This is a genomic window from Paucibacter sp. KCTC 42545, assembly GCF_001477625.1.
Lineage (GTDB): Bacteria > Pseudomonadota > Gammaproteobacteria > Burkholderiales > Burkholderiaceae_C > Paucibacter_A.
In genome coordinates this window covers 720,163-741,397 of record NZ_CP013692.1, presented here as the reverse complement: position 1 = coordinate 741,397, position 21,235 = coordinate 720,163, and the positions used below count along the sequence as shown (strand labels likewise).

Below are 21,235 nucleotides of genomic sequence, written 5' to 3'. Positions count from 1 at the left end.
GCATGCGGAGGGCGAGCCGAGACTTCCATTCGTCCCTGCCGGGTGCTGGCGGCGCCGTCGCTGTGGAAAATTTCGCTCGCGTCGGCCCTGGGAAGCGCCAAAGCTGTGCGCGGCGCGGGCACCGCCAGGTCCCGATCAAGGCGTCAAGCAAGAAGATGCGCTGCGCCGTCGCAAAGACTTACTGCGTCGAACTGTGCGCAAAGCGTACGCCGGCCAGCGCCGGCTAGGCGCGGCTAGACATCCAGCCACACCCTGCGCACATCGCTATTGCCGCGCACTCGGCCGATAGGCCCCGTGGCCTTGCGCGTCAGAAGCGATGGCGGATGCCGGCGCCGTAGCTGGCGCCACTGCTCAAGCCCGTTAGCTTGTCGTTCATGTAGGCGGCATAGACATCGGTGCGCTTGGACAGCGAATAGTCGTAGCCGACGGTGACGGTCGTGCGGTCGGCGCCGGCCGAGGCCGAGATACGGCCGTACTGCGCCAGCAGCTTGCCGCTGCCCACCGGCACGGCCACACCCACATTGGCGAGCTTGTAGTCGCGCTTGCTGGTGGTGTTCTCAACATCGCTGTATTGGCCGAACAACTTGGCAACGCCGAAATCGTAGGAGGCCGCTACCTGCGTCGTTTCGGTGTCATCCACCGACGCGCCTTTGGCCACCTTTTGATAGACGGCCGAGGCTGCGAAGCCACCGGCGCCGTAGCCGGCGTTGGCACCCCAGTTGCGGCCACCCGCGCCCTCACCGGCAGCGACGATGACGCCGCCGCTGAAGCCGCCCATTTTCGGCGCCACGTAAAGCACCGAGTCGCTCCAGCCGGAGTCGCCCGTGACGGTGCCGCTGGTGAAGGTGTGGCGGATCGCAGGCGAGAAGCCGAAAGAGTCGCCGAAGGCGTTGAACACCAGCGTGCTGACAAACAGCGGCGTGGTGTTGCGGCCGATTTTGAGGGTACCCAGCTCCTGGCTGGACAAGCTGGCGAAGGCATTGCGCGCCCACATGGCATCGCCATTGAAGCGGCCGGCGGTGCCGCCGTCGGGTTGCAGAAAGCTCTCCATCACGAAGCCGGCCGTCAGCCCGCCGCCCAAGTCTTCGCGGCCCGAGAAGCCGATGTAGCTGGTCGTCATGCTGCCGCTTTCGGCCTTCATGATCGCCTGGCCGCCTGGGGCTTTGAAGGAGCCGACGCTCAGGTCCATCAAACCATAGAGCGTGACATTGGACTGCGCCTGCGCGGCTGCGCCCAGCAGGGCCAGCACGGCGGCAGCGGCGATCTTGTTGGAGGTCTTCATCGGATGGGTTCCTTTTTTATGGAGGGAGGTGAGATCAGAAAATTTGCGACGCGGGCTCAATGGTTCTCGCCACCGCGGTGCGCCCAGCCGGTCAAGCGGCGCTCCAGCACGGCGAACAGCTCGTACATCAGCATGGCCATCGCGCCGACGACCACCAGGCCGGCGAAAGCCAGGCCCATCTGCATCGACGCGCCCGCAGAAATCAGCAGGTAGCCGATGCCCTCGTTCGAGGCGGTCATCTCGGACACCGTGGTGCCGACGAAAGCCAGCGTGATCGCCACCTTCAGCGCGGCGAAGAAGTAAGGCATGGAGCGCGGCAGGCCGATCTTGATCAGCACATCCCAGCGCCTGGCTCCCAGCACTCGCAACACATCCTCCAGTTCGGGCTCCAACGTGGCCAGGCCGGTGGCGATATTGACCATGATGGGGAAGAAGCTGATCAAAAAGGCCGTCAAGATGGCCGGCCCAACACCGATGCCGAACCACACCACCAAGATGGGCACGAAGGCCGCCTTGGGCAGCGCGTTGAAGCCCGTCATCAGCGGATACATCGCCCGGTAAGCCAGTTGCGAGCTGCCCATCAGGAAGCCCAGCAGCACACCCACCACGATGGCGATGCCAAAGCCCGCCACCGTGACCCAGAAAGTGCGCCAGGCATGGCCGAGGATGGTGCTGTGGTGCTCGGCCACCGCCTGCCCGATGGCCATGGGGCTGGGAAAGATGAATTCCGAGACCTGCAGCGCGCTGCACAGCACCTGCCACAGCAGCACGATAGCCAGCAGCAGCAGCCAGGCGGCATAGCGCTGAAACAGCAGATGGGGTTCGCGGCGGCCGGTCATTGCGCCACCTCCGCACTGCTCTTGCCCACATGCCGCAGGGCACCGATATGGCTGCGCAACTCGTGCACGATCTCGGTGAACTCGGGCGTGTAGGTCAGTTCCAACTCGCGCGGCCGCGGCAACTCGATCTCACGTCTGTGCAGCAGCCGCCCCGGGCTCTTGCTCATCACATAGACCGTGTCGGCCAGGAATACGCTTTCGCGCAAATCATGCGTCACCAGAATCACGTTGAAGCCCTTCTCGGCCTGCAAGTCCCGTAGCGCGCACCACAGCTCTTCACGCGTGAAGGCGTCCAGCGCGCCGAAGGGCTCGTCCAGCAGCAACAACTGCGGCTCGTGGATCAGCGCGCGGCAGATACTGGCGCGTTGCTGCATGCCGCCGGAAAGCTGCCAGGGGAACTTGTCCTCATAGCCGGCCAGGCCTACGCTGGCCAGCAAGGCACGGGCACGCTCGGTGTACTCGGCCTTCTTGCTGCGCAGCTGGCTGCGATGCGGCTCAACGATCTCCAGCGGCAGCATCACGTTCGCCAGCGTCGTGCGCCAGGGCAGCAGCGAAGCCGCCTGGAAGGCCATGCCGCTGATCTTCAGCGGCCCGGTGACGGGCTGGCCGTCAACGAAGATCTCGCCGCGGCTGGGCTTCTTCAAGCCGGTGGCCAGCTTCATGAAGGTGGATTTGCCACAGCCGGAAGGGCCGACGATGGCGGCGAATTCGCCGCGCTTGAGCGTCAGCGAAATGTCCTCGACGGCAAACTTGCCTTCGGCCCACAGCTGTTCGTTATAGGCCAGCCAGACGCGTTTGAATTCGACGAAAGCGGCGTCTGTCATCACTTCTTCTTCAGCGCCGGCAGCACGTCCAACTCGGCCTTGCTGGGCAGGAAGCTGCCGTTCCACACCGCCTCGGGCACCACCCGCGTCTTGGTGGCATAGGTGTCGGAGACCTGGCTGGCCATCAGGGCCAGACGCGGGGCCAGCACTTGGCCGAAGCCTTCGGCACGGGCGTCCGGGCTGGCGACGACGGCATCGATGGCCAGGCGCAGACGGCGCTTCTCCAGTGCCTCGTTGATGATGCCGTCACGCTGCTTGACGAAGGCGATGGACGCATCCGGGTCGGCCATCACCTCCTTGGCGCCCTGGGCGAAGGCCTTCAGGAAGGCCTTGATCAGCTCGGGCTTTTCCTTGATCAGCTTGGGGCTGGCGATGATGGCGTTGCCATACAGCTTCACGCCATAGTCGGGGTAGGGAAAGATGTTCACCTCTTCGGCCTTGATGCCACGCGCTTCCAGGTTCAGCAGCGAGGTGAAGGAGAAGCCGGTGATCGCATCGACATCGCCGCGCACCAGCATGGTTTCGCGCAGCGGCGGGTCCATGCTGACCCAGCTGATGCCCTCGATCTTGTTGGCCTTGGCGAAGATGGGGAAGCCCTTGCGACCGGCGTCGAACACCGGCGCGCCCAGCTTCTTGCCGGCCAGCTGGGCGACCGTATTGATGCCGCCCTTCTTCAGAGTTAGCACCGCGGCCGGCGTATTGTTGTAGACCATCATCACCGCGACCGGCTTGTTCGGCGCGTCGGGATTGTTGGCGTGGAACTCCATCAGCGCCGCCAGGTCGGCAAAGCCCATGTCGTAGGAGCCCGAGGCCACGCGGGTCACCGCCCCGCCGGAGCCGCTGCCGGCGTCCAACTGCACATCGAGCCCGGCGGCCTTGAAGGTGCCTTTGGCGATGGGTTGCAGGAACAGCGCCGACGGCCCTTCGAAGCGCCAATCGAGCTGGAACTTGATCGGCGTCTGCGCGTGACTCAGCGAGCCCAGCAAGCTGAGGGTGACGCCGAGGGCGGCGTTGCGAAGCCAAGGGCGGCGGGTGAGGCGGGCAGTCATGGAGTCTCCGGTCAACAAATGGCGTTGACTCCGTGATTGCAAGCTCCGTGCCATTGCGCTGCGCCCTGCGCTTGTGCGTCTGTGTGGGCAAATGCGTAGGCAAGCAGGCGCCCGGCGCACGCAGATGTGCGTGACACCGCGCCCGAAGCACCAGTCTGGGGTGCGCGCTTCGCCCATGCCCCACGGCGGGGTCAGGCCGCACGCCTGAAGCTCGCTCACAGCGCCCGGCCGAACGTGCAGGCATTTGGGCAAGCTGGGCGAACTGGCCCTGTCAAGAGTTGCAAGCCTGCCGTCCGGCAAGCTGCGACGCCATGGGGGTGCCGAGCAAGGCGCAGGCCACCGTGCTACCCGACGGTATTGCGAGGCTCGGCAACACAGCCCTGTAAATAGATCGGCCTTCAGCCGATCCCATCTATGGCCGGATAGGTGCTAGACCTCCAGCCACTCCTTGCGCACATAGCTATTGCCGCGCAGCTCGGCCGGTGTGCCTTCGAAGACGATGCGGCCGTGGCCCATCACATAGCAGCGCTGCGAGATCTCCAGCGCAATCGCCAGTTTTTGCTCCACCAGCAGCACCGCAATGCCGCGCTCGCGCAAGGCCTTCAGGTACTCGGCCACCAGTTCCACAATCATGGGCGCCAGGCCTTCGGTGGGCTCGTCGATCATGATCAGATCGGGGTCGCCCATCAGGCTGCGGCACAGGGTGAGCATTTGCTGCTCGCCGCCCGAGAGCACGCCGGCCTCGGTGTGCTGGCGCTCTTTCAAACGCGGGAACATGCGGTACATATCCTCAAAGCCCCAGCGCGACTTCTTCTTCGCGCTTCCTGACTTTTGCCCCAGCAGCAGGTTCTGATGCACCGTCAGCTTGGGGAAGATGTCGCGGTTCTCCGGCACATAGGCCAGGCCCCAATGGGCGATCTCGTAGGCCTTGTGGCCCAGCAACTCGCGCTCGCCAAACTTGATCGAACCCTGCGCATCGACCTGACCCATGATGGTCTTGACCGTGGTGGAGCGACCCGAGCCATTGCGGCCAAGCAAGCTGACGATCTCGCCCGGCTCGACCCGCATGGTCACGCCATGCAGCACATGGCTTTTGCCGTAGAACGCATGCACGTCTTGCAGTTGCAGCGCGCGACCCATCTCGCTCATAAAACGCCTCCTGCTAGCTGCAGTGAATATGGAAATGCGAGAGCGAGCCTTGTCATGCGTGGGCCTCCGCCAGAACCGAACCCAGGTAAGCCTCTTGCACCTGCACATTGGCGCGTACCTTGTCGGGGGTGTCAAAGGCAATCACCTCGCCGTAGACCAGCACGGCGATCTTGTCGGCCAGGCCGAACACCACGCCCATATCGTGCTCCACCGTCAGCAAGGTCTTGCCCACCGTCACCTCCCGGATCAGCTGGATGAAACGCTGGGTCTCGCTCTTGCTCATGCCGGCGGTGGGCTCGTCCAGCAAGATCACGCTGGCGCCGCCGGCAATGGTGATGCCGATCTCCAACGCCCGCGCCTCCGCGTAGGTCAGGTTCATCGCCAGCACATCGCGGCGCTTGTCGAGGCGGATCATCTCCATCACCTCTTCGGCGCGATCATTGGCGTCGTCCAAGCCGGCCAGAAACTTCCAGAAGGCATAGCGGTAGCCCAGGCTCCACAGCACGGCGCAGCGGATGTTCTCAAACACCGATAAGCGCATGAACAGGTTCGAGACCTGAAAGCTGCGCGCCAGGCCGCGGCGATTGATCTCGTAGGGCTTGAGGCCGTCAATGCGTGCGCCATGCAGGCGCACCTCGCCGCCGCTGGGCGCGAAGCGGCCGCTGATCAGATTGAACAAGGTGGACTTGCCGGCGCCATTGGGGCCGATGATGGCCACCCGCTCGCCCGGCCGTACCTGCAGCTGTGCACCGCGAATGATCTCGGTCTTGCCAAAGCGCTTGCGCAGGTCCAGCAGTTCCAGGGCAAAGGGGCCACCCTGGTCGCCATGGCCCGCCGTGGGGATGTTCGTGCTCAAAGCGCTTCCCTCCGCTTGATCTCTTTTTCAATCTCTTCCTGCGTGGCATCCCACTCGCGCTTGAACTGGCGCCGGGTCAGCTCAAACAAACCCAGGCCCAGCAGCATCACCAGACCGGCACCAAACCAGGCATCGACATGGCCGCTGTTCAGCGTGGCACCCAGAAAGCGCAGCTGCGGCCCCATGGCCTCATTCATCTGGCGGTGATAAACCATCTCCACCATGGCCGCAGCACCGACCAGAATGGTCAAGGCCGTGGCCGCCAGGGCCAGGTAGGCCGTCCAGAGCCGGCGCAGCTTGCCGTAGGCCGCCACGCGCAGATTCATCATGATGAGCCCGGCAAAGCCGCCCGGCGCATACATCACCATGAAGACAAAGATCAGGCCCAGGTAAAGCAGCCAAGCCTTGGTCAGCTCCGACAGCAGCACCAGCGCCACCACCATCAGCACCGCGCCAATGATGGGGCCGAAGAAGAAGGTCGCCCCCCCCAGAAAGGTGAACAGCAGATAGGCGCCTGAGCGCGCCGCGCCGACGACTTCAGCGGTAACGATCTCAAAGTTCAGCGCACTCAAGCCGCCCGCGATGCCGGCGAAGAAGCCTGAAATCATGAAGGCCATGAAGCGCACCCATTGGGTGTCATAACCAATGAACTCGACGCGCTCGGGGTTATCGCGCACGGCATTGAGCATGCGGCCCAGCGGCGTGCGCGTGAGTGCAAACATGGCCGCGGTGCAAACAAAGCAGTAAACGGCGATCAGGTAGTAGACCTGGATCTGCGGCCCGAAGCTGATACCCCACACCGCCTGGCCCAGCACCCGATTGCCGGACACGCCGCCCTCACCGCCGAAGAACTCGGGCAGCATCAGCGACATGGACCAGATCAACTCGCCAATGCCCAGCGTGATCATCGCGAAAGGCGTGCCCGACTTCTTGGTCGACACATAGCCGAACAGCATCGCGAAGCCCAAGCCGGCCAGGCCGCCAATCACCGGCAGCAAGCTGACCGGCAACTGCCAGGCCCCGCTGCTGACCAGATTGAGGGAGTGGATGGTCAGGAAAGCGCCCAGGCCGCTGTACACCGCATGGCCGAAGCTGAGCATGCCGCCCTGCCCCAGCAAGATGTTGTAGGCCAGGCAGGCAATGATGGCGATGCCAATCTGCGAGAGCATGGTCTGCGCTAGGCCGCTGGTCCACAACAAGGGCGCCAGCAGCAAGGCCAGGGCGTACAAGCTCCAGACCAGCCAGCGACCGAAGTTGATCGGTTTGAAATGAAAAGGTTTATGAGTCCCCATGCTTTTAGTCGTCTCGCGTGCCCAGCAGGCCCTTGGGGCGGAAAATCAGGATCAGCACCATCAGCAGATACGGCAAGATGGGCGCCACCTGGGCCATGCTCAGTTTCAGAATCGGGTAACCGAACGTCGTCGGCCCCACGGCCAGGCCCCAGCTCGTGAACAAGCTGGCCAGCGAGCCGTCCACCGTTAACGGCAAGGTCTGCAGCAAGCCGATCAGCAAAGAGCCGACAAAAGCCCCCGCTAAAGACCCCACCCCGCCCACCACCACCACCACAAAGATGATGGAGCCGACGATGACCGCCATATTCGGCTCGGTCACAAAGGTGATGCCGCCGATCACGCCGGCCAGCGCCGCCAAGGCGCAACCACTGCCGAAGACCAGCATCAGCACACGTGGCACGTTGTGCCCCAGGGCTTCCACCATCTCGGGATGCGTCAGCGCGGCCTGAATCACCAGGCCGATGCGGGTGCGCGTTAGCAGCAGCCACAGGGCCAGCAACATCAACAGCGCCACGACCATCATGAACAGCCGCGTCAGCGGGAAGTTGGAACAAGCTGCACCCGCACACAGCTGCGCCGGTGCCGCGCCCCAGACCAGGGAAAGGCCCTGCAGCGGATGCTGAACAATCGTGAAGGCCGAGCCCTGCAGCGCGGCCGGCGGCGCGAAAGGCACGGCCAAGCGCCCCCAGATCAGCTGCACCAACTCCAGCACCACATAGGACAGGCCGAAGGTGATGAGCAGCTCCGCCACATGGCCGAACTTGTGCACCCGGCGCAGTGCCATGCGCTCGAATCCTGCGCCCAAGACTCCCACCAGCAAAGGTGCTAGGACGAGCGCCGGCCAAAAGCCCAGCACGCCCACGAGGCTGTAGGCGATATAGGCCCCCAACATATAGAAGCTGGCATGGGCGAAATTGAGCACGCCCATCATGCTGAAGATCAGCGTCAGCCCCGAGCTGAGCATGAACAGCAGCAGCCCGGAGGACAGGCCGTTAAGCAGATTGATGAGGATTTGGTCCAAGACTTGATCTTTGCAATGGGTTGGACAAGCTGCCTGCACGGCTCACAGCAGCGTGAGCCGGCGGCAGCAAACGTGCCGAGCTGGGTGTGGGGCGGACAGCCCTACTCCCGGTCAGCCTGATTCACAGGCTGCAGCTCGGTTCACGCACTCAGCGAAAGCCTAAAAACCTCAAGGCCGCTTCATCTGGCACGAGGTGGGCGTGCTGGACACATAAGACTCAAAAGTCTTCACCGGCGCCATGGTGTAGCCCGTGCCCTCAGGCGAGTACGGGTACTTGGCATCGGCCTTCTGCCAGACCGCGATGTAGAGCGGCTGCTGCAGCTGGTGGTCGGTCTTGCGCATCTCGACCTCGCCACCAAAGCTATTAACCCGCAGCCCTTCCATGGCCAGCGCCACCTTGGCCGGATCGGTGCTCTTGGCCTTGGCCATGGCCGAGCCCAGCAAGGTGTAGATGTGGATCACGCTGCCGGTGTAGAAGTCGTCCTTGAAGCGGGTCTGGAACTCGCTCATCCACTTGCCCATCTGGCCGCCCATGTTGTAGTGGTTGTAAGCCACTTGGTAGACCCGGCCGGCACCCGTGGCGCCCATGGCCGAAGGCGTGCCGGTGACGCCGGCGTAGTAGGTGTAGAACTTGCCGGTGTAGCCCGACTCATTGGCGGCCTTGATCAGCAGCGACAGGTCAGAGCCCCAATTGCCGGTGATCACCGTGTCGGCGCCGCTGGCCTTGATCTTGGCCACATAGGGCGCGAAGTCGCGCACCTGAGCGATGGGGTGCAGGTCTTCACCAACGATCTGAACATCGGGCCGCTTGCTCGCCAGCAACTCCTTGGCGTACTTGGCCACTTGGTGGCCGTGGGCATAGTTCTGGTTCAGCAGGAAGACCTTCTTCACATCCGGCTGATCCTTCAAGAAGGTGGTGATGGCCTCCATCTTCATGGAGGTGTCGGCGTCCATGCGGAAGTGCCAGAAGCTGCATTTGCTATTGGTCAGGTCCGGGTCCACGGCCGAGTGGTTGAGGAACAGCACCTCTTTGCCGGGGTTGCGTTCGTTGTGCTTGTTGATCGCGTCAATCAGCGCCAGCGCCACGCCCGAGCCATTGCCTTGGGCGACGTAACGCACGCCCTGGTCAATGGCGGACTTCAAGGCATTCAGCGACTCGACCGGGCTGAGCTTGTTGTCAATGGACACGATCTCGAACTTCACGCCCGCTGGGTTGCTGGCATTGAACTTCTCGGCAAAGAACTGAAAACTCTTGGCCTGGTTCTGGCCCACCGGCCCCATCAGACCCGAGAGCGGGTCGATCAGCGCGATCTTCACCGTCTCGCCCTTCTGGGCGTGGGCGGCGAAGGCAGAGGCGGCCAGCAAGCTAGCGATCAGGCTGCTGCGCAAGAGATGCTTGGGCTGTGTCATCGATGTCTCCTTTTTTGTCTCGGGCTTGAACAGGGGGAAAACGGTGTTGTCAGACTCCGGGCAGGCGGTAGTCCTTGAACTGCTGGCGAAGGGCAAGTTTTTGAATCTTGCCGGTGGCGGTGTGGGGGATTTCGTTCACAAAAACCACGTCATCCGGCACCTGCCACTTGGGGATGCGGCCGTCAAAAAACGCCAGCAAGCCTTCGCGGGTCAACACGGTGCCGGCCTTTTTAATCACCACCAGCAGCGGCCGCTCGTCCCACTTGGGGTGGACGCAGGCAATCACCGCGGCCTCAGCCACATCGGGGTGAGCCATGGCGACGTTCTCCAACTCAATCGAGCTGATCCACTCGCCGCCGGACTTGATCACGTCCTTGCTGCGGTCGGTAATCTGCATAAAGCCGTCGGGGTCAATGGTGGCCACGTCCCCGGTGGGGAACCAGCCCGGCTCGCCGTCCAGCGTCACCAGCGGTGTCGCGGTCTGGCCGTAATACTGGTTGATCACCCAATGGCCGCGCACCAGCAGGTTGCCGAAGGCCACGCCATCCCAGGGCAAAGCACGACCCTGATCGTCGGCAATCGCCATATCGATGCCGTAGACCACCTTGCCCTGCTTCTCCAGCAAGCGCTGCTGCTGGTCTTTGGGCAATTCCAGCTGGCGGGTATTGAGCTTGGCCAGCGTGCCGATGGGTGACAGCTCGGTCATGCCCCAGGCATGAATGACCTCCACCCCGTAATCGTCTTGCAAGGTCTTCATCATGGCCGGCGGGCAGGCCGAGCCACCGATCACCGTGCGCTTGAAGGTGCTGAACTTCAGCGCATTGGCCTTGACGTAATTGAGCAAGCCCAGCCACACCGTGGGCACGCCGGCACTGAAGCTGACCTTCTCGGACTCAAACAATTCGTACAGCGATTTGCCATCGAGATGGGGCCCCGGCAGCACCAGCTTGCAGCCGATCAGCGCGCAGCTGTAGGGCAAACCCCAGGCGTTGACGTGGAACATCGGCACCACCGGCAAGATGACATCACGCGCCGAGCAATCCAGCGCATCCGGCAGGGCCGAGGCGTAGGTGTGCAAAAGCGTCGAGCGGTGGCTGTAGACGGCGCCCTTGGGGTGGCCAGTCGTGCCCGAGGTGTAGCAGATGCTGCAAGCGGTGTTCTCGTCGAACTCAGGCCAGACATAGCAGGCGTCTTCGGCGTCCAGCAGTTCGTCATAGCAGAGCAGGCCGGGCAGGCTGGTCTGCGCAGGCATGTGGGCGCGGTCCGTCATCACGACGAAGTGCTGCACGCTGCTCAGCTCGGGCGCCAGCTTCTCCACCAGGGGCAGCAAGTTGAGGTCGAAGCACAGGATGCGGTCTTGCGCATCATTGGCGATCCAGGCGATCTGCTCGGGGAATAGCCGCGGATTGATGGTGTGGCACACCAGCTGCGAGCCCGAGCTGCCGTAATAGATCTCCAGGTGCCGGTAACCATTCCAGGCCAGCGTGGCCACCCGGTCGCCGGGCTCGCAGCCCAAGCGGGCCAAGGCCTGTGCCAATTGGCGGGAACGCCGCTCGGCCGCGGCCCAGGTGTAGCGATGTATATCTCCCTCGACCCGCTTGCTGACGATCTCTGTCTCGCCGGCATGCCTGGCGGCATGCTTGATCAGCGAAGATATCAGCAAGGGCATTGCCATCATCTGCCCCATCAAAGCCACGTTTTGTCTCCTGAATGTTGTCGTCGATCTCGCGCTGCCCTGTCGTCGCTTGATGCGCTCTTGTGCAAACCTTGGCGCAGACTAAGGCACGCTTGCCAGCTTGGATAGTCACCCGCGTTACACCGCGAGGGCAAGCCCTCTAGGGGTATTCACCGGCGCAAGACGCCCTTGTGCTTATCAAGGAAAAGACGCGCTGACTACACTGCCCCGACAAACACGCCGCACGCCCTTGGGCGCCAGCGTTTGACCCGCCCGCTTGGCTCGGGGCAAAGCTGTCACAGGTAGCAGCAACAAGCAGCCGCAACACGCAGCAGCGACAGGAAGTGCAAACATGAAGCAAGACGACAAGACCTACCCCGTGCAGAAAACCGACGCCCAGTGGCGCGCCGAGTTGGACGAGATGCAATACGAGGTTGCCCGCCATGCGGCCACCGAGCGGGCCTTCACCGGCAAGTATTGGGATCATTTCGCAGCCGGGCATTACAACTGCGTCGGCTGCGGCACGCCCTTGTTCGCGGCCGAGACCAAGTTCGACGCCGGCTGCGGCTGGCCCAGCTATTTCGCACCCGTCAATGCCGAGCTGATCGAGCGGGTGGTGGACCATGCGCATGGCATGGTGCGCATCGAGGTGCGCTGCAATAACTGCGGCTCGCACCTGGGCCATGTTTTCCCCGACGGCCCGCTGCCGACCGGCGAGCGCTTTTGCATTAACTCTGCCGCGCTAGACTTCACGCCTTCGCCCCCACACGCGCCGAATTCGGCGACCCCATGAAGCTTCTGCTCGACTTTCTGCCGCTGATCCTGTTCTTCGTCACCTTCAAGTACGCAGACTCACACAAAGACTGGGCCGCCGCTTTTGCCACCGAGCATTTGGGCTTCATGGTCTCGGGCGGCAAGGTCGGGCTGGAAGAAGGCCCGGTGCTGCTGGCCACCCTGGTGGTGATGGCGGCCACCCTGACGCAAGCCCTCATCACCAAGCTGCGCGGCAAAAAGATCGACACCATGCTGTGGGTCAGCCTGGCCCTGGTGGTCACACTGGGCGGCGCCACCATTTGGTTCCATAACGAAACCTTCATCAAGTGGAAGCCCACCGGCCTGTACTGGGTGATGGCCCTGGTGTTCTGGGTGTCGAACGCCCTGCTCGGCAAAAACCTGCTGAAGTCCATGCTGGGCGCTGAGCTGGAACTGCCGGCCGGCGTGTGGAAAAACCTCAACCGCGCCTGGGTACTGTTCTTCTCGGGCCTGGGTATTCTTAATCTCTACGTGGCTTATCACTTCTCCACCTCGGCCTGGGCTGACTTCAAGGTGTTTGGCGTGACCGGCATGATTTTGCTGTTCACCCTGGGCCAGGGGCTTTATCTGGCCCGCCACCTGCCTGAAGCGGCTGAGGAAGCCAAGGATGAGCCCAGCGACAAACACGCCGGCCAGCCGGAATCCAAACCATGAGCCCAAACCCAAAAGCCGCCGTCACCGACATCGAAGCCCGTCTGCAGCAGGCCCTGAGCCCGCTGAGCCTGAGCGTGCAAGACGATAGCCACCACCACGCCGGACACGCCGGCGCCCGCGAAGGCGGCCATTACAGCGTGACCGTGGTGAGCACCCGCTTTACAGGTCTTAACCGAGTGGCGCGCCATCGGCTCGTATATCATTCCCTCGGTGAACTGATGCAAAAAGGCATTCATGCCTTGGTGATCGACGCCCGCACGCCGGATGAACCCAATAAACCCTGAGTTAGTTTGTCATCTGCGCTCAGTACACTGCTGGACTTATCTTCTGCGCCAACCGGCGCAGTTTTTTCACCCAAAGCCAATTGCCCATGATGAAGAAGTTTGTGCTCGCCGCCTCCGTTGTGGCCATGATGTCTGCTGCGCTGCTGCCCCTGTCGGCCAGCGCGCAAAATCTCGCCATCGTCAACGGCAAGCCGGTGCCCAAGGCCCGCGCTGAAGCCCTGATCAGCCAAGTCACCAAGAGCGGCCAGCAGCAACGCACGCCCGAGCTCGAAGCTCAGGTCAAGGACGAAGTCGTACTGCGTGAAATCTTCATGCAAGAAGCTGCCAAGCGCGGCATCCCCGCTTCCGCCGACTACCAGGCGCAGCTGGAAATGGCCAAGCAAAGCATCATGATCCGCGAACTGTTCGCCGACTACGCCAAGAAGAACCCGGTGTCGGATGCCGATGCCAAGGCTGAGTACGACAAGTTCAAGGCCCAAAACAGCGGTCAAGAATTCCGTGCCCGCCACATCCTGGTGGAAAAGGAAGACGAAGCCATCGCCCTGATCAAGCAGATCAACGGCGGCGCCAAGTTTGAAGATCTGGCCAAGGCTAACTCCAAGGATCCCGGCTCCGCTGTCAACGGCGGCGACCTGGACTGGGCCAATGGCAATAGCTATGTGGCTGAGTTCACCAAAGCCCTGTCGGCCCTGAAGAAGGGTGAGATGACCCAAGAGCCGGTGAAGTCGCAGTTCGGCTATCACATCATCAAGCTGGAAGACCTGCGTGAAGCGCAGTTCCCCGCCTTCGACGACGTCAAGGCCCAGATCGTTCAGCGCCTGCAGCAGCAAAAAGTTGCCGCCTTCCAGCAAGAGCTGCGCGACAAGACCAAGACCGACTACAAGTTCTCGCGTTAAGCTGAACCGAGCTGACGCTTGATCTAAGGCTCGCACGGGATTAGTCCCGCCGGCCTCAAAATGCAACCCGCGCCGCCGAAAAGGCCGCGCGGGTTGTTCGTATCTGCTCCCTGGGTTTTCACACTTGCCTGCCACCCGATTCGCGCGCCGCATCCTGCCCCATCCCGACGTCCTGGCCAAAACGCCGGGCCTGCGCTGGCTGGGCCATTACCTCGGGCCGCGCCCCTGGCTGTGGGTGGCGCACCGCCGCCGCGTTGCCCTAGGCGCCGGCCTGGGCCTGGCGGTTGGGGTCATTCCATTACCCACCCAAATGGCCGTGGCCGCCGCCGCTGCGGTGATTTGCCGCGGCAATGTGGCCGCCGCCGTGGTGGCCACCTGGATCACCAACCCCTTCACCCTGGTGCCGATCTGGAGCCTGGCGATTTTTCTGGGTCGATTGGTATCGGGCCACACCGGCCCTATCGCCACACCCGAAATGCTGGCTTTGGAATGGACGCAGCCCGGCACCTGGCTGGCCTCGGCCTGGCTGTGGATTCAGGCCCTGGGCACGCCGCTGCTGATCGGCCTGCCGCTGGCCGGTCTACTGCTGGGCAGCTTGCTGTATCTGCTGGTGTACTTCGCCTGGTGGGCGGTGATTCGCGGTGAACGCTGGCGCCGGCTGCGCAGCCGCGCCAAGGCCAAGGCCAAGGCGGGTGCCAACGCGCGCGGCTGATCAAGCCCGCAAATTCAGAGCTTCAAACTCAGAGCTTCAAACGCCCGGCCTCGATGCGCAGTTGCCGGTCGCAAGCCTGGGCGATCTGCGTATCGTGCGTGACCAGCACCAAGGTCGTACCGGCTTCACGGTTGAGCTCGAACATCAAGTCCATCACGGCCGCGCCGGTGGCGAAGTCCAGGCTGCCGGTGGGCTCATCGGCCAGCAGCAAGGCCGGCCGCATCACAAAGGCGCGCGCCAAGGCCACACGCTGCTGCTCGCCGCCCGAGAGCACGCGGGGATAGTGCGCCAGCCGCTCACCCAAACCCACCCGACCCAGCATCTGTGTGGCCAGCGCACGCGCCTCGCGCTCGCCGCGCAACTCCAGCGGCAGCATGACGTTCTCCAGCGCGTTCAGATTGGGCAGCAGCTGAAAGCTCTGGAACACAAAGCCCAGCTCCGCCCCGCGCACCGCGGCGCGCTGATCCTCATTGAGTGCAAACAAATCATGGCCGCGCAAATGCACGCTGCCGCTGCTGGGGGTGTCCAGCCCCGCCAGAATCGCCAGCAAGGTGCTCTTGCCCGAACCCGAGGCACCGACGATGGCCACCGATTCGCGGGCCTGCAGCTGAAATGAAATGTCGCGCAGAATGGTCAACTCGCCAGAGGCGTCTTGCACGCGCTTGCAGACATCTTTCACTTCAAGCACGGCGATCGATGCGGTTTCGGACATGGAAGGTGACCTAGAAAAATGAGTAGTAGCGATAGCAGCAGCAAGAGCCCAGCCTTACGCCGTCAGGCCTTAAGCCGCCCGGCTTTTAGCCGACGCGCCTTGAGCTTGGCTGCCCTCCACTGTAGCCTGTGGGGCGCAGCTTTGCTGGTGCCAGGTCTTGCGCAGGCGACATCAGCCGCACCGGCAGCTGGCCCCACTGCCAGCCCCGCAGCCAAAGCCCTGCCGAAGATTTTGGTGCTGGGCGACAGCCTCTCGGCCGAATACGGCCTGGCTCGCGGCGAGGGCTGGGTAGCCCTGCTGGCGCAGCGCATCAAAGCGCAGAAGCTGCCCTTTGAGGTGCAAAACGCCAGCATCAGCGGCGACACCACCTCCGGCGGCCGGGCGCGCCTGCCGGCCCTGCTGGAGGAACACAAGCCCGCCATCGTCATCATCGAATTGGGCGGCAACGACGCCTTGCGCGGCCTGCCGCTGATGAGCAGCAGTGAAAACCTCTCGGCCATGGTTCGTGCGGCCACGCACGCCAAGGCCAAGGTCTTGCTGCTGGGCATGCAGGTGCCGCCCAATTACGGCGCCAGCTACGGGCGCGATTTCGCGGCCATGTATGTGGAGGTGGCCAAAGAGCAGCGCACCGCCCTGCTGCCGTTCTTGCTCGAAGGCGTTGCCGACCGGCCGGATGCCATGGAATGGTTTCAGCCCGACCGCATCCACCCCTTGGCCAAGGCCCACCCCGTCATGCTGGACAAGGTGTGGGCCAAGCTCAGGCCGCTGCTGCGCTGAGCCTCAGCGCAACGCCTAGCGCTCGTTCTCAGCGCTGAGTAGTCAGCGCTTGTCAGCCTCGCCACGGCGTGGTTCACCGTCACCACGTTCAGCCCGGCGCGGGACGCCGCTGTTTTCAACTCGGGCGGGGGCAGGGGCTTGCGGGGCCATTTGCGGGCGCTGCGGCAACTCGGCGGCGCGAGTTCGCTCGGGTTGGCGTTCGGGTTGGCGTTCGGGTTGGCGCTCAATTTGCCGCTCGGGCGCCCATTCGCGTGGGCGCTCCGGCGTCCGCTCTGGCTGACGCTCTGGCACTCGGTCCGGCATACGCTCCTGCACCCGCTCAGGCGCGCGTTCCTGGCTGCGCTCCGGGGCGCGTTGCGGCAGCTGAGCCGGTGCCTGCTGGGCGCCCCAGCCGGGCCGATTGAAGCCGGGCTCCGGGCTGTGCTCACGCACAGGCTCTCGAACGGGCTCACGTGAAGACTCACGCACCGGCTCCCGCGCCTGATCACGGCTGCCGCGCCAAGGTAGTTCCCCCGCAGCAACCGCAGGCGGATTCACCGGCACTGCAGCCGGGTTGACCGGCACCGCATTGCTGCCGCGGTTCGGAAGGGGAAGGCCTGGCTCGCGGTCACGCGCAAGCTCACGTTCACGCTCGCGGCGACCCACGTTGTCGCTGCGCCAAGGCAGGTTCTCACCCGGCTGCTGCGCCACCGGGCGCTGGGGCTGCACCACCGGCAGATCCTGGCGCCCAGGCGCCACCGGCAAGGGCCGCACCGGGGCCGCCTCGCTCACCGGCATGGGTCGCACGGCGCCGCCCTGGCTGGGCAGATAGCTGATGGCGCCCACCACATCGCGGTTGCTGCGCGGACGCTGCACCGTGACAGGATCGCGCTCATGGTTCAAGCGCTCACCATAGGCCGGGCCGTGGCGATAAGAAGGCACATAAATCTCACGGGGCGCCAGTGGGTACCAGCCGTAGCGCGGTGGCGGCGGCCGGCCGCCACCTACCGTCACGCCCACGCTCACCACCGGCCCGCCCACCCAAGCCACCAAGGCCGGCGCATACACCGGGCGCACCACATAGCGGCCCGGCGACCAGCACCAGCGATTGCCCCAGTAAACCCAGCGGCCGTAGTGGAAGGGCGCAAAGCCCCAAGGTGCATCGTCCACCCAGCTCCAACCCCAGTGGCGGGTCCAAACCCAGCGGCCGTAGCGGTAAGGCGCCCAATCCGTGGCGACGGCGGAGGGAATCCAGACATTGCCGTAATCGGGCGCTTGTTCCCAGCGGCCGTGGCGATCCAGGTCTTCCACGCCGGTCATCTCGGGCGAGACATAGCGCTGGCTGATGGCCGCAACGGAATCGCCTTCGGCGCGGCCCTGGGCCAGCAGCCAGTCGCTGAAGCTATCGGCCTGCAAGCGCTGGCGCTCGACCCTGGGGCCATTGGCCCACCAGACCTCGATCTGCTCGCCACTGTCCAGGCACACCGGCGGCACATTGCCACCGCGCTCGGACTCAAAGCGCAAGCGGCCCTGCATGGCGTCGGCACGGCTGCCGCGGTCCATCTGAGCCAGGCGGTAGAGGCCCTCACGTTCGGCAAAGAACAGGCCCTCGCGGGTCTGCACCTTGTATTCACTCACCGCCTCTTGCGAGCGCAGGCGCAGGCCCAGATCGCCCTTGGCCAGCAGCAGGAGCACGCGGCCTTCATCCAAGTGGGTGATCTCGAGATCGCTGCGCTCGTCCAGCCACAAGCTGCTGGAGCCGACGCGCAGGCTCAGCCGCGCACGCTCATCGGTGCGCAGGCGGTCGCCTTCGGCAATGGTTTGGTTGCGGGTGACGCGCGCCCAGGTTCGGGCCTCAGCATCGAAAATCCAGGCCTCACCAATGACCTCGGCCACGCGGCCGGCGCGGGTGGGCGGGTCGGCCGAGGCTGACTGAGCCGACCCGGCGAAACCGGCAAGACCGGTGAATGCCAACAGCACACACAAGCCGGCGCCCAAACGCCGTTTGACCCAAACTGAAAACTTAGCGGCGGCAGTCATGCGTTGCTCCTGTAGTGCAGGCTCAACGCGCCAGCCCCGCTAAAAGACGACGCGAGTTACAAAGCTTTTCACTTCTCTTCTCATTCATCAATCATCGGCATTTGGGTCCAACTCGGGGAAGAGCACCGAGGTGTAGCCAAAGCGGCTGAAGTCCTTGATGCGCATCGGGTAAAGCATGCCCTGCAAATGGTCGCATTCATGCTGCACCACCCGGGCGTGAAAACCATCGGCCTCGCGCTCGAAAGCCTGGCCCTGCGCATCAAAGCCGCGGTAGTGCAGGCGGGCAAAGCGCGGCACCACACCGCGCAGGCCCGGCACCGACAAGCAACCTTCCCAGCCCTCTTCCAGGTCCTCGGTCAAGGGCGTGATGACTGGGTTGATCAGCACCGTGGGTGGCACCGGCGGCGCGTCCGGGTAGCGCACATTGCTTTGGTAGCCAAAGATCACCAGCTGCAGATCAATGCCGATCTGCGGCGCCGCCAGGCCGGCGCCATTGGCCGCGCGCATGGTGTCAAACATGTCCTCGATCAGGCTCAGCAGGGCCGGCGTGCCGAACTCGGTCACGGGTTGGGCCACCCGCAGCAAGCGCGGGTCGCCCATTTTCAAAATCTCATGCACGGCCATCAGCGCTCATCCTTGGGTTATCGTTGTTCGAACGATTCTAGGAGGCAGACGGCATGACACCGGACTTTGTAGAAGATTTGGGCCAGGGCATTTACGCCATCGACACCGGCTTTCAGCGCCCACGTTTCGACGCGGCGTACTTGATGGTGGAGAACGGCCGCGCCGCCTTCATCGACACCGGCACCAACCATGCCGTGCCACGCCTGCTGGCGGCACTCAAGGCCTTGGGCCTGGGCGCCGACGCAGTGGATTGGGTCATTCCCACCCATGTGCACCTGGACCACGCCGGTGGCGCGGGTCTGCTGATGCAAGCCTGCCCCAATGCGCGGCTGCTGGTTCACCCGCGCGGGCAGCGCCATCTGATCGACCCGCGCGCGCTGTGGGAAGGCGCGCTGGCGGTGTACGGCGAGGAAGAAATGCAGCGCTCCTACGGCCAGCTGCTGCCGGTGGAGGAGGCGCGCACCCTGGCCAGCAGCGACGAGATGCGCATCGATTTGGGCGGCCGCCCACTTATGCTGATCGACACCCCCGGCCATGCCCGCCACCACCACTGCCTGTGGGACGCGCGCAGCCACAGCTGGTTCAGCGGCGACACCTTCGGGCTGAGCTACCGCGAGTTCGACTGTGCACTCAACGGCGCCTGGATCATGCCCAGCAGCACTCCGGTGCAGTTCGAACCCGAGCCTCTGCGCCAATCGATTCTGCGCATGCTGAGCTACGCGCCCCGGCAGATCTGCCTGACCCATTACAGCCGCGTCGGCCAAGATGGTGATCTGGCGCGGCTGAGTGCCCTGCTCCTGCGCCAAATCGATGAGATGGAAGACCTGGCCCTGGCCACCCCGCCCTCAGCCGACCGGCATGAAAAGCTCAAGGCCGGCCTGGCCGAGATCTATTTGCACCACTTGGCCGCGCACGGCAGCGGCTTGTCAGTGGCGCAACAGCTGGAGCTGCTGCACATGGACATCGAGCTCAACGCCCAGGGCCTGGGCGTGTGGCTCGACCGGGAAGCTCAAGCCGGCTTGCGCAAGGACAGCAAGGCGTAAAGCAGAATCGCGCCAAAGGTGGCGGTGCCGATGCCGCCCAGCGTCATGCCGCCGAATTTAAGCGTGTAGTCGCCGGTGCCAAGCACCAGGGTGATGGCCACCACCATCAGATTGCGAGGCTCGGCAAAATCAACGCCGTTGTCGACCCAGATTTTGGCGCCAGCCACCGTGATCAGGCCGAACACCACAATGCTCACGCCGCCCATCACCGCCAGCGGAATGGCCTGGATCAGCGCGCCGAACTTGGGCGAGAAGCCCATCAAAATGCCCAGCAAAGCCGCCACAACAAAGATCACCGTGGAGTAGATGCGGGTGGCGGCCATCACGCCGATGTTCTCGGCATAAGTGGTCACACCCGTGCCGCCGGCCGCGCCGCTGACCATGGTCGCCAGGCCATCGCCCATGAAGGCGCGGCCCATATAACGGTCAAGGTTTTGGCCCGTCATCGCACTCACGGCCTTGATATGGCCGAGGTTCTCGGCCACCAGAATCACCACCACCGGCGCGATCAAGAGGATGGCCTTGGGGTCGAAGACCGGTGCGGCAAAGTGCGGCACGCCCAGCCAGGCCGCTTGCGCCACCGCGCTGAAATCAATCGGCTTGCCCAGCCCCATGCCATTGGTCAAGACCGCGTAAATCACGCTGGCCAGAAGCAGGCCCAGCAGAATCAGCAAGCGCTGCGCCATGCCGCGGCTGTACACCGCCACCAGGGCCACGCTCACGAAGGTGGCACCTTGCATCCAGGCATCAAAGCCGGTGGGCGCCATATTCTTGATCGGGATGGCGGCCAGGTTGAGGCCGATCACGGCGACCACTGCGCCAGTCACCACCGGCGGCATCAGCCGGTCGATCCAGCTGGTGCCCAGCCAACTCACCAAGGCGCCAACCAGAAAGTACAACGCCCCGCAGGCAATGATGCCGCCCAGTGCCACAGCAATATTGGCGTTAGGCCCGCTGCCGCCGTAGCCGCTGGCGGCTATCACCACGCCGATGAAGGCAAAGCTTGATCCCAGATAGCTTGGCACCCGGCCGCCCACCAGCACAAAGAAGATCAGCGTGCCAATGCCGCTCATCAGCACCGCCACATTGGGGTCGAAGCCCATCAGCAGCGGCGCCAGCACGGTGGCGCCAAACATGGCGATCACATGCTGCACGCCCATGGCCAGGGTCTGGCCCCAGGGCAGACGCTCATCGGGGGCCACGGCACGCGCGTCGCTGGGCGCGACCTCACGCCATTTCGGGAAGTAGCTCATCGGGTGATTCCTTCAATTAGATGGCTGGCAGTGTAGTGAAGTGCGAGCCCT

The 21,235-nt window shown here is 63.9% G+C and carries 21 protein-coding genes; 7 read left to right on the top strand and 14 right to left on the bottom strand.

Annotated features, from left to right (window positions below):
- Window positions 1-307 precede the first annotated feature (307 nt).
- The 10 genes from AT984_RS03220 to AT984_RS03175 form a co-directional block, all read right to left on the bottom strand.
- Entirely contained in the window at window positions 308-1,282 is a 975-nt protein-coding gene (locus AT984_RS03220; protein WP_058718878.1) for a porin, read from the bottom strand.
- 56 nt (window positions 1,283-1,338) lie between these two features.
- Window positions 1,339-2,121 carry an ABC transporter permease gene (locus AT984_RS03215; protein ID WP_058718877.1) on the bottom strand — a complete coding sequence of 261 codons (783 nt, stop codon included), beginning with the start codon at window positions 2,119-2,121 and terminating at the stop codon, window positions 1,339-1,341.
- On the bottom strand, window positions 2,118-2,945 hold the full coding sequence (locus tag AT984_RS03210; protein ID WP_058718876.1) for an ABC transporter ATP-binding protein: 828 nt from the start codon (window positions 2,943-2,945) through the stop codon (window positions 2,118-2,120). Before AT984_RS03210 ends, AT984_RS03215 begins: the two co-directional genes overlap by 4 nt.
- Window positions 2,945-3,994 (bottom strand): ABC transporter substrate-binding protein, encoded by a 1,050-nt coding sequence (locus AT984_RS03205; protein WP_058718875.1) that lies wholly within the window; start codon window positions 3,992-3,994, stop codon window positions 2,945-2,947. The genes AT984_RS03210 and AT984_RS03205 overlap by 1 nt, the downstream gene beginning before the upstream one ends.
- A gap of 429 nt (window positions 3,995-4,423) precedes the next feature.
- Window positions 4,424-5,134 carry an ABC transporter ATP-binding protein gene (locus AT984_RS03200; RefSeq protein WP_058722056.1) on the bottom strand — a complete coding sequence of 237 codons (711 nt, stop codon included), beginning with the start codon at window positions 5,132-5,134 and terminating at the stop codon, window positions 4,424-4,426.
- Between the two features lie 61 nt (window positions 5,135-5,195).
- Entirely contained in the window at window positions 5,196-5,999 is an 804-nt protein-coding gene (locus AT984_RS03195) for an ABC transporter ATP-binding protein (RefSeq protein ID WP_231741507.1), read from the bottom strand.
- A complete protein-coding gene (locus AT984_RS03190) occupies window positions 5,996-7,291 on the bottom strand; it encodes a branched-chain amino acid ABC transporter permease (RefSeq protein ID WP_058718874.1) in 1,296 nt (431 codons plus the stop codon). Before AT984_RS03190 ends, AT984_RS03195 begins: the two co-directional genes overlap by 4 nt.
- Before the next feature lie 4 nt (window positions 7,292-7,295).
- A complete protein-coding gene (locus AT984_RS03185) occupies window positions 7,296-8,255 on the bottom strand; it encodes a branched-chain amino acid ABC transporter permease (RefSeq protein WP_231741701.1) in 960 nt (319 codons plus the stop codon).
- A gap of 225 nt (window positions 8,256-8,480) precedes the next feature.
- Complete coding sequence (locus AT984_RS03180; RefSeq protein WP_058718872.1) at window positions 8,481-9,722, bottom strand: branched-chain amino acid ABC transporter substrate-binding protein; 1,242 nt, start codon at window positions 9,720-9,722, stop codon at window positions 8,481-8,483.
- Window positions 9,723-9,771: 49 nt separating this feature from the next.
- Window positions 9,772-11,409: a 3-(methylthio)propionyl-CoA ligase gene (locus tag AT984_RS03175; RefSeq protein WP_197418315.1), complete on the bottom strand. Its 1,638-nt coding sequence runs from the start codon at window positions 11,407-11,409 to the stop codon at window positions 9,772-9,774.
- A 340-nt stretch (window positions 11,410-11,749) separates the two neighbouring features.
- Between AT984_RS03175 and msrB the strand changes: the two genes are divergently transcribed.
- The 5 genes from msrB to AT984_RS03150 all read left to right on the top strand — a co-directional run bounded on the left by msrB (window position 11,750) and on the right by AT984_RS03150 (window position 14,756).
- Entirely contained in the window at window positions 11,750-12,190 is a 441-nt protein-coding gene (gene msrB, locus AT984_RS03170; protein ID WP_058718870.1) for a peptide-methionine (R)-S-oxide reductase MsrB, read from the top strand.
- Window positions 12,187-12,864, top strand: coding sequence for a septation protein A (locus AT984_RS03165; RefSeq protein WP_058718869.1), 678 nt, complete (start codon window positions 12,187-12,189; stop codon window positions 12,862-12,864). Before msrB ends, AT984_RS03165 begins: the two co-directional genes overlap by 4 nt.
- Window positions 12,861-13,148 (top strand): BolA family protein, encoded by a 288-nt coding sequence (locus AT984_RS03160; RefSeq protein WP_058718868.1) that lies wholly within the window; start codon window positions 12,861-12,863, stop codon window positions 13,146-13,148. The genes AT984_RS03165 and AT984_RS03160 overlap by 4 nt, the downstream gene beginning before the upstream one ends.
- Before the next feature lie 89 nt (window positions 13,149-13,237).
- On the top strand, window positions 13,238-14,044 hold the full coding sequence (locus AT984_RS03155) for a peptidylprolyl isomerase (RefSeq protein WP_058722054.1): 807 nt from the start codon (window positions 13,238-13,240) through the stop codon (window positions 14,042-14,044).
- Window positions 14,045-14,168: 124 nt separating this feature from the next.
- Window positions 14,169-14,756 (top strand): DUF2062 domain-containing protein, encoded by a 588-nt coding sequence (locus AT984_RS03150; protein ID WP_058718867.1) that lies wholly within the window; start codon window positions 14,169-14,171, stop codon window positions 14,754-14,756.
- A 28-nt stretch (window positions 14,757-14,784) separates the two neighbouring features.
- Here AT984_RS03150 and AT984_RS03145 read toward each other — a convergent pair whose 3' ends face one another.
- Window positions 14,785-15,468, bottom strand: coding sequence for an ABC transporter ATP-binding protein (locus AT984_RS03145; RefSeq protein WP_058718866.1), 684 nt, complete (start codon window positions 15,466-15,468; stop codon window positions 14,785-14,787).
- Between the two features lie 105 nt (window positions 15,469-15,573).
- Between AT984_RS03145 and AT984_RS03140 the strand changes: the two genes are divergently transcribed.
- Complete coding sequence (locus tag AT984_RS03140; protein ID WP_442952161.1) at window positions 15,574-16,245, top strand: arylesterase; 672 nt, start codon at window positions 15,574-15,576, stop codon at window positions 16,243-16,245.
- Window positions 16,246-16,287: 42 nt separating this feature from the next.
- Here AT984_RS03140 and AT984_RS03135 read toward each other — a convergent pair whose 3' ends face one another.
- Both AT984_RS03135 and def read right to left on the bottom strand, forming a co-directional pair.
- Window positions 16,288-18,264 (bottom strand): DUF6600 domain-containing protein, encoded by a 1,977-nt coding sequence (locus tag AT984_RS03135; protein ID WP_156421868.1) that lies wholly within the window; start codon window positions 18,262-18,264, stop codon window positions 16,288-16,290.
- Window positions 18,265-18,351: 87 nt separating this feature from the next.
- Window positions 18,352-18,888 carry a peptide deformylase gene (def, locus tag AT984_RS03130; protein WP_058718863.1) on the bottom strand — a complete coding sequence of 179 codons (537 nt, stop codon included), beginning with the start codon at window positions 18,886-18,888 and terminating at the stop codon, window positions 18,352-18,354.
- Window positions 18,889-18,941: 53 nt separating this feature from the next.
- Here def and AT984_RS03125 point away from each other — a divergent pair, with 53 nt between their 5' ends.
- A complete protein-coding gene (locus tag AT984_RS03125; protein ID WP_058718862.1) occupies window positions 18,942-19,931 on the top strand; it encodes an MBL fold metallo-hydrolase in 990 nt (329 codons plus the stop codon).
- On the opposite strand, the gene AT984_RS03120 is transcribed toward AT984_RS03125, so the two are convergent.
- Window positions 19,898-21,184: a solute carrier family 23 protein gene (locus AT984_RS03120; protein ID WP_058718861.1), complete on the bottom strand. Its 1,287-nt coding sequence runs from the start codon at window positions 21,182-21,184 to the stop codon at window positions 19,898-19,900. The two genes, AT984_RS03125 and AT984_RS03120, sit on opposite strands and share 34 nt — an antisense overlap.
- Window positions 21,185-21,235: the final 51 nt, after the last annotated feature.

Coding starts and splice junctions, on each gene's coding strand:
- AT984_RS03220 (WP_058718878.1), bottom strand. CDS start 1,282: ATGAAGACCTCCAACAAGATCGCCGCTGCCGCCGTGCTGGCCCTGCTG.
- AT984_RS03215 (WP_058718877.1), bottom strand. CDS start 2,121: ATGACCGGCCGCCGCGAACCCCATCTGCTGTTTCAGCGCTATGCCGCC.
- AT984_RS03210 (WP_058718876.1), bottom strand. CDS start 2,945: ATGACAGACGCCGCTTTCGTCGAATTCAAACGCGTCTGGCTGGCCTAT.
- AT984_RS03205 (WP_058718875.1), bottom strand. CDS start 3,994: ATGACTGCCCGCCTCACCCGCCGCCCTTGGCTTCGCAACGCCGCCCTC.
- AT984_RS03200 (WP_058722056.1), bottom strand. CDS start 5,134: ATGGGTCGCGCGCTGCAACTGCAAGACGTGCATGCGTTCTACGGCAAA.
- AT984_RS03190 (WP_058718874.1), bottom strand. CDS start 7,291: ATGGGGACTCATAAACCTTTTCATTTCAAACCGATCAACTTCGGTCGC.
- AT984_RS03185 (WP_231741701.1), bottom strand. CDS start 8,255: ATGCTCAGCTCGGGGCTGACGCTGATCTTCAGCATGATGGGCGTGCTC.
- AT984_RS03180 (WP_058718872.1), bottom strand. CDS start 9,722: ATGACACAGCCCAAGCATCTCTTGCGCAGCAGCCTGATCGCTAGCTTG.
- AT984_RS03175 (WP_197418315.1), bottom strand. CDS start 11,409: ATGGGGCAGATGATGGCAATGCCCTTGCTGATATCTTCGCTGATCAAG.
- msrB (WP_058718870.1), top strand. CDS start 11,750: ATGAAGCAAGACGACAAGACCTACCCCGTGCAGAAAACCGACGCCCAG.
- AT984_RS03165 (WP_058718869.1), top strand. CDS start 12,187: ATGAAGCTTCTGCTCGACTTTCTGCCGCTGATCCTGTTCTTCGTCACC.
- AT984_RS03160 (WP_058718868.1), top strand. CDS start 12,861: ATGAGCCCAAACCCAAAAGCCGCCGTCACCGACATCGAAGCCCGTCTG.
- AT984_RS03155 (WP_058722054.1), top strand. CDS start 13,238: ATGAAGAAGTTTGTGCTCGCCGCCTCCGTTGTGGCCATGATGTCTGCT.
- AT984_RS03145 (WP_058718866.1), bottom strand. CDS start 15,468: ATGTCCGAAACCGCATCGATCGCCGTGCTTGAAGTGAAAGATGTCTGC.
- AT984_RS03135 (WP_156421868.1), bottom strand. CDS start 18,264: ATGACTGCCGCCGCTAAGTTTTCAGTTTGGGTCAAACGGCGTTTGGGC.
- def (WP_058718863.1), bottom strand. CDS start 18,888: ATGGCCGTGCATGAGATTTTGAAAATGGGCGACCCGCGCTTGCTGCGG.
- AT984_RS03125 (WP_058718862.1), top strand. CDS start 18,942: ATGACACCGGACTTTGTAGAAGATTTGGGCCAGGGCATTTACGCCATC.
- AT984_RS03120 (WP_058718861.1), bottom strand. CDS start 21,184: ATGAGCTACTTCCCGAAATGGCGTGAGGTCGCGCCCAGCGACGCGCGT.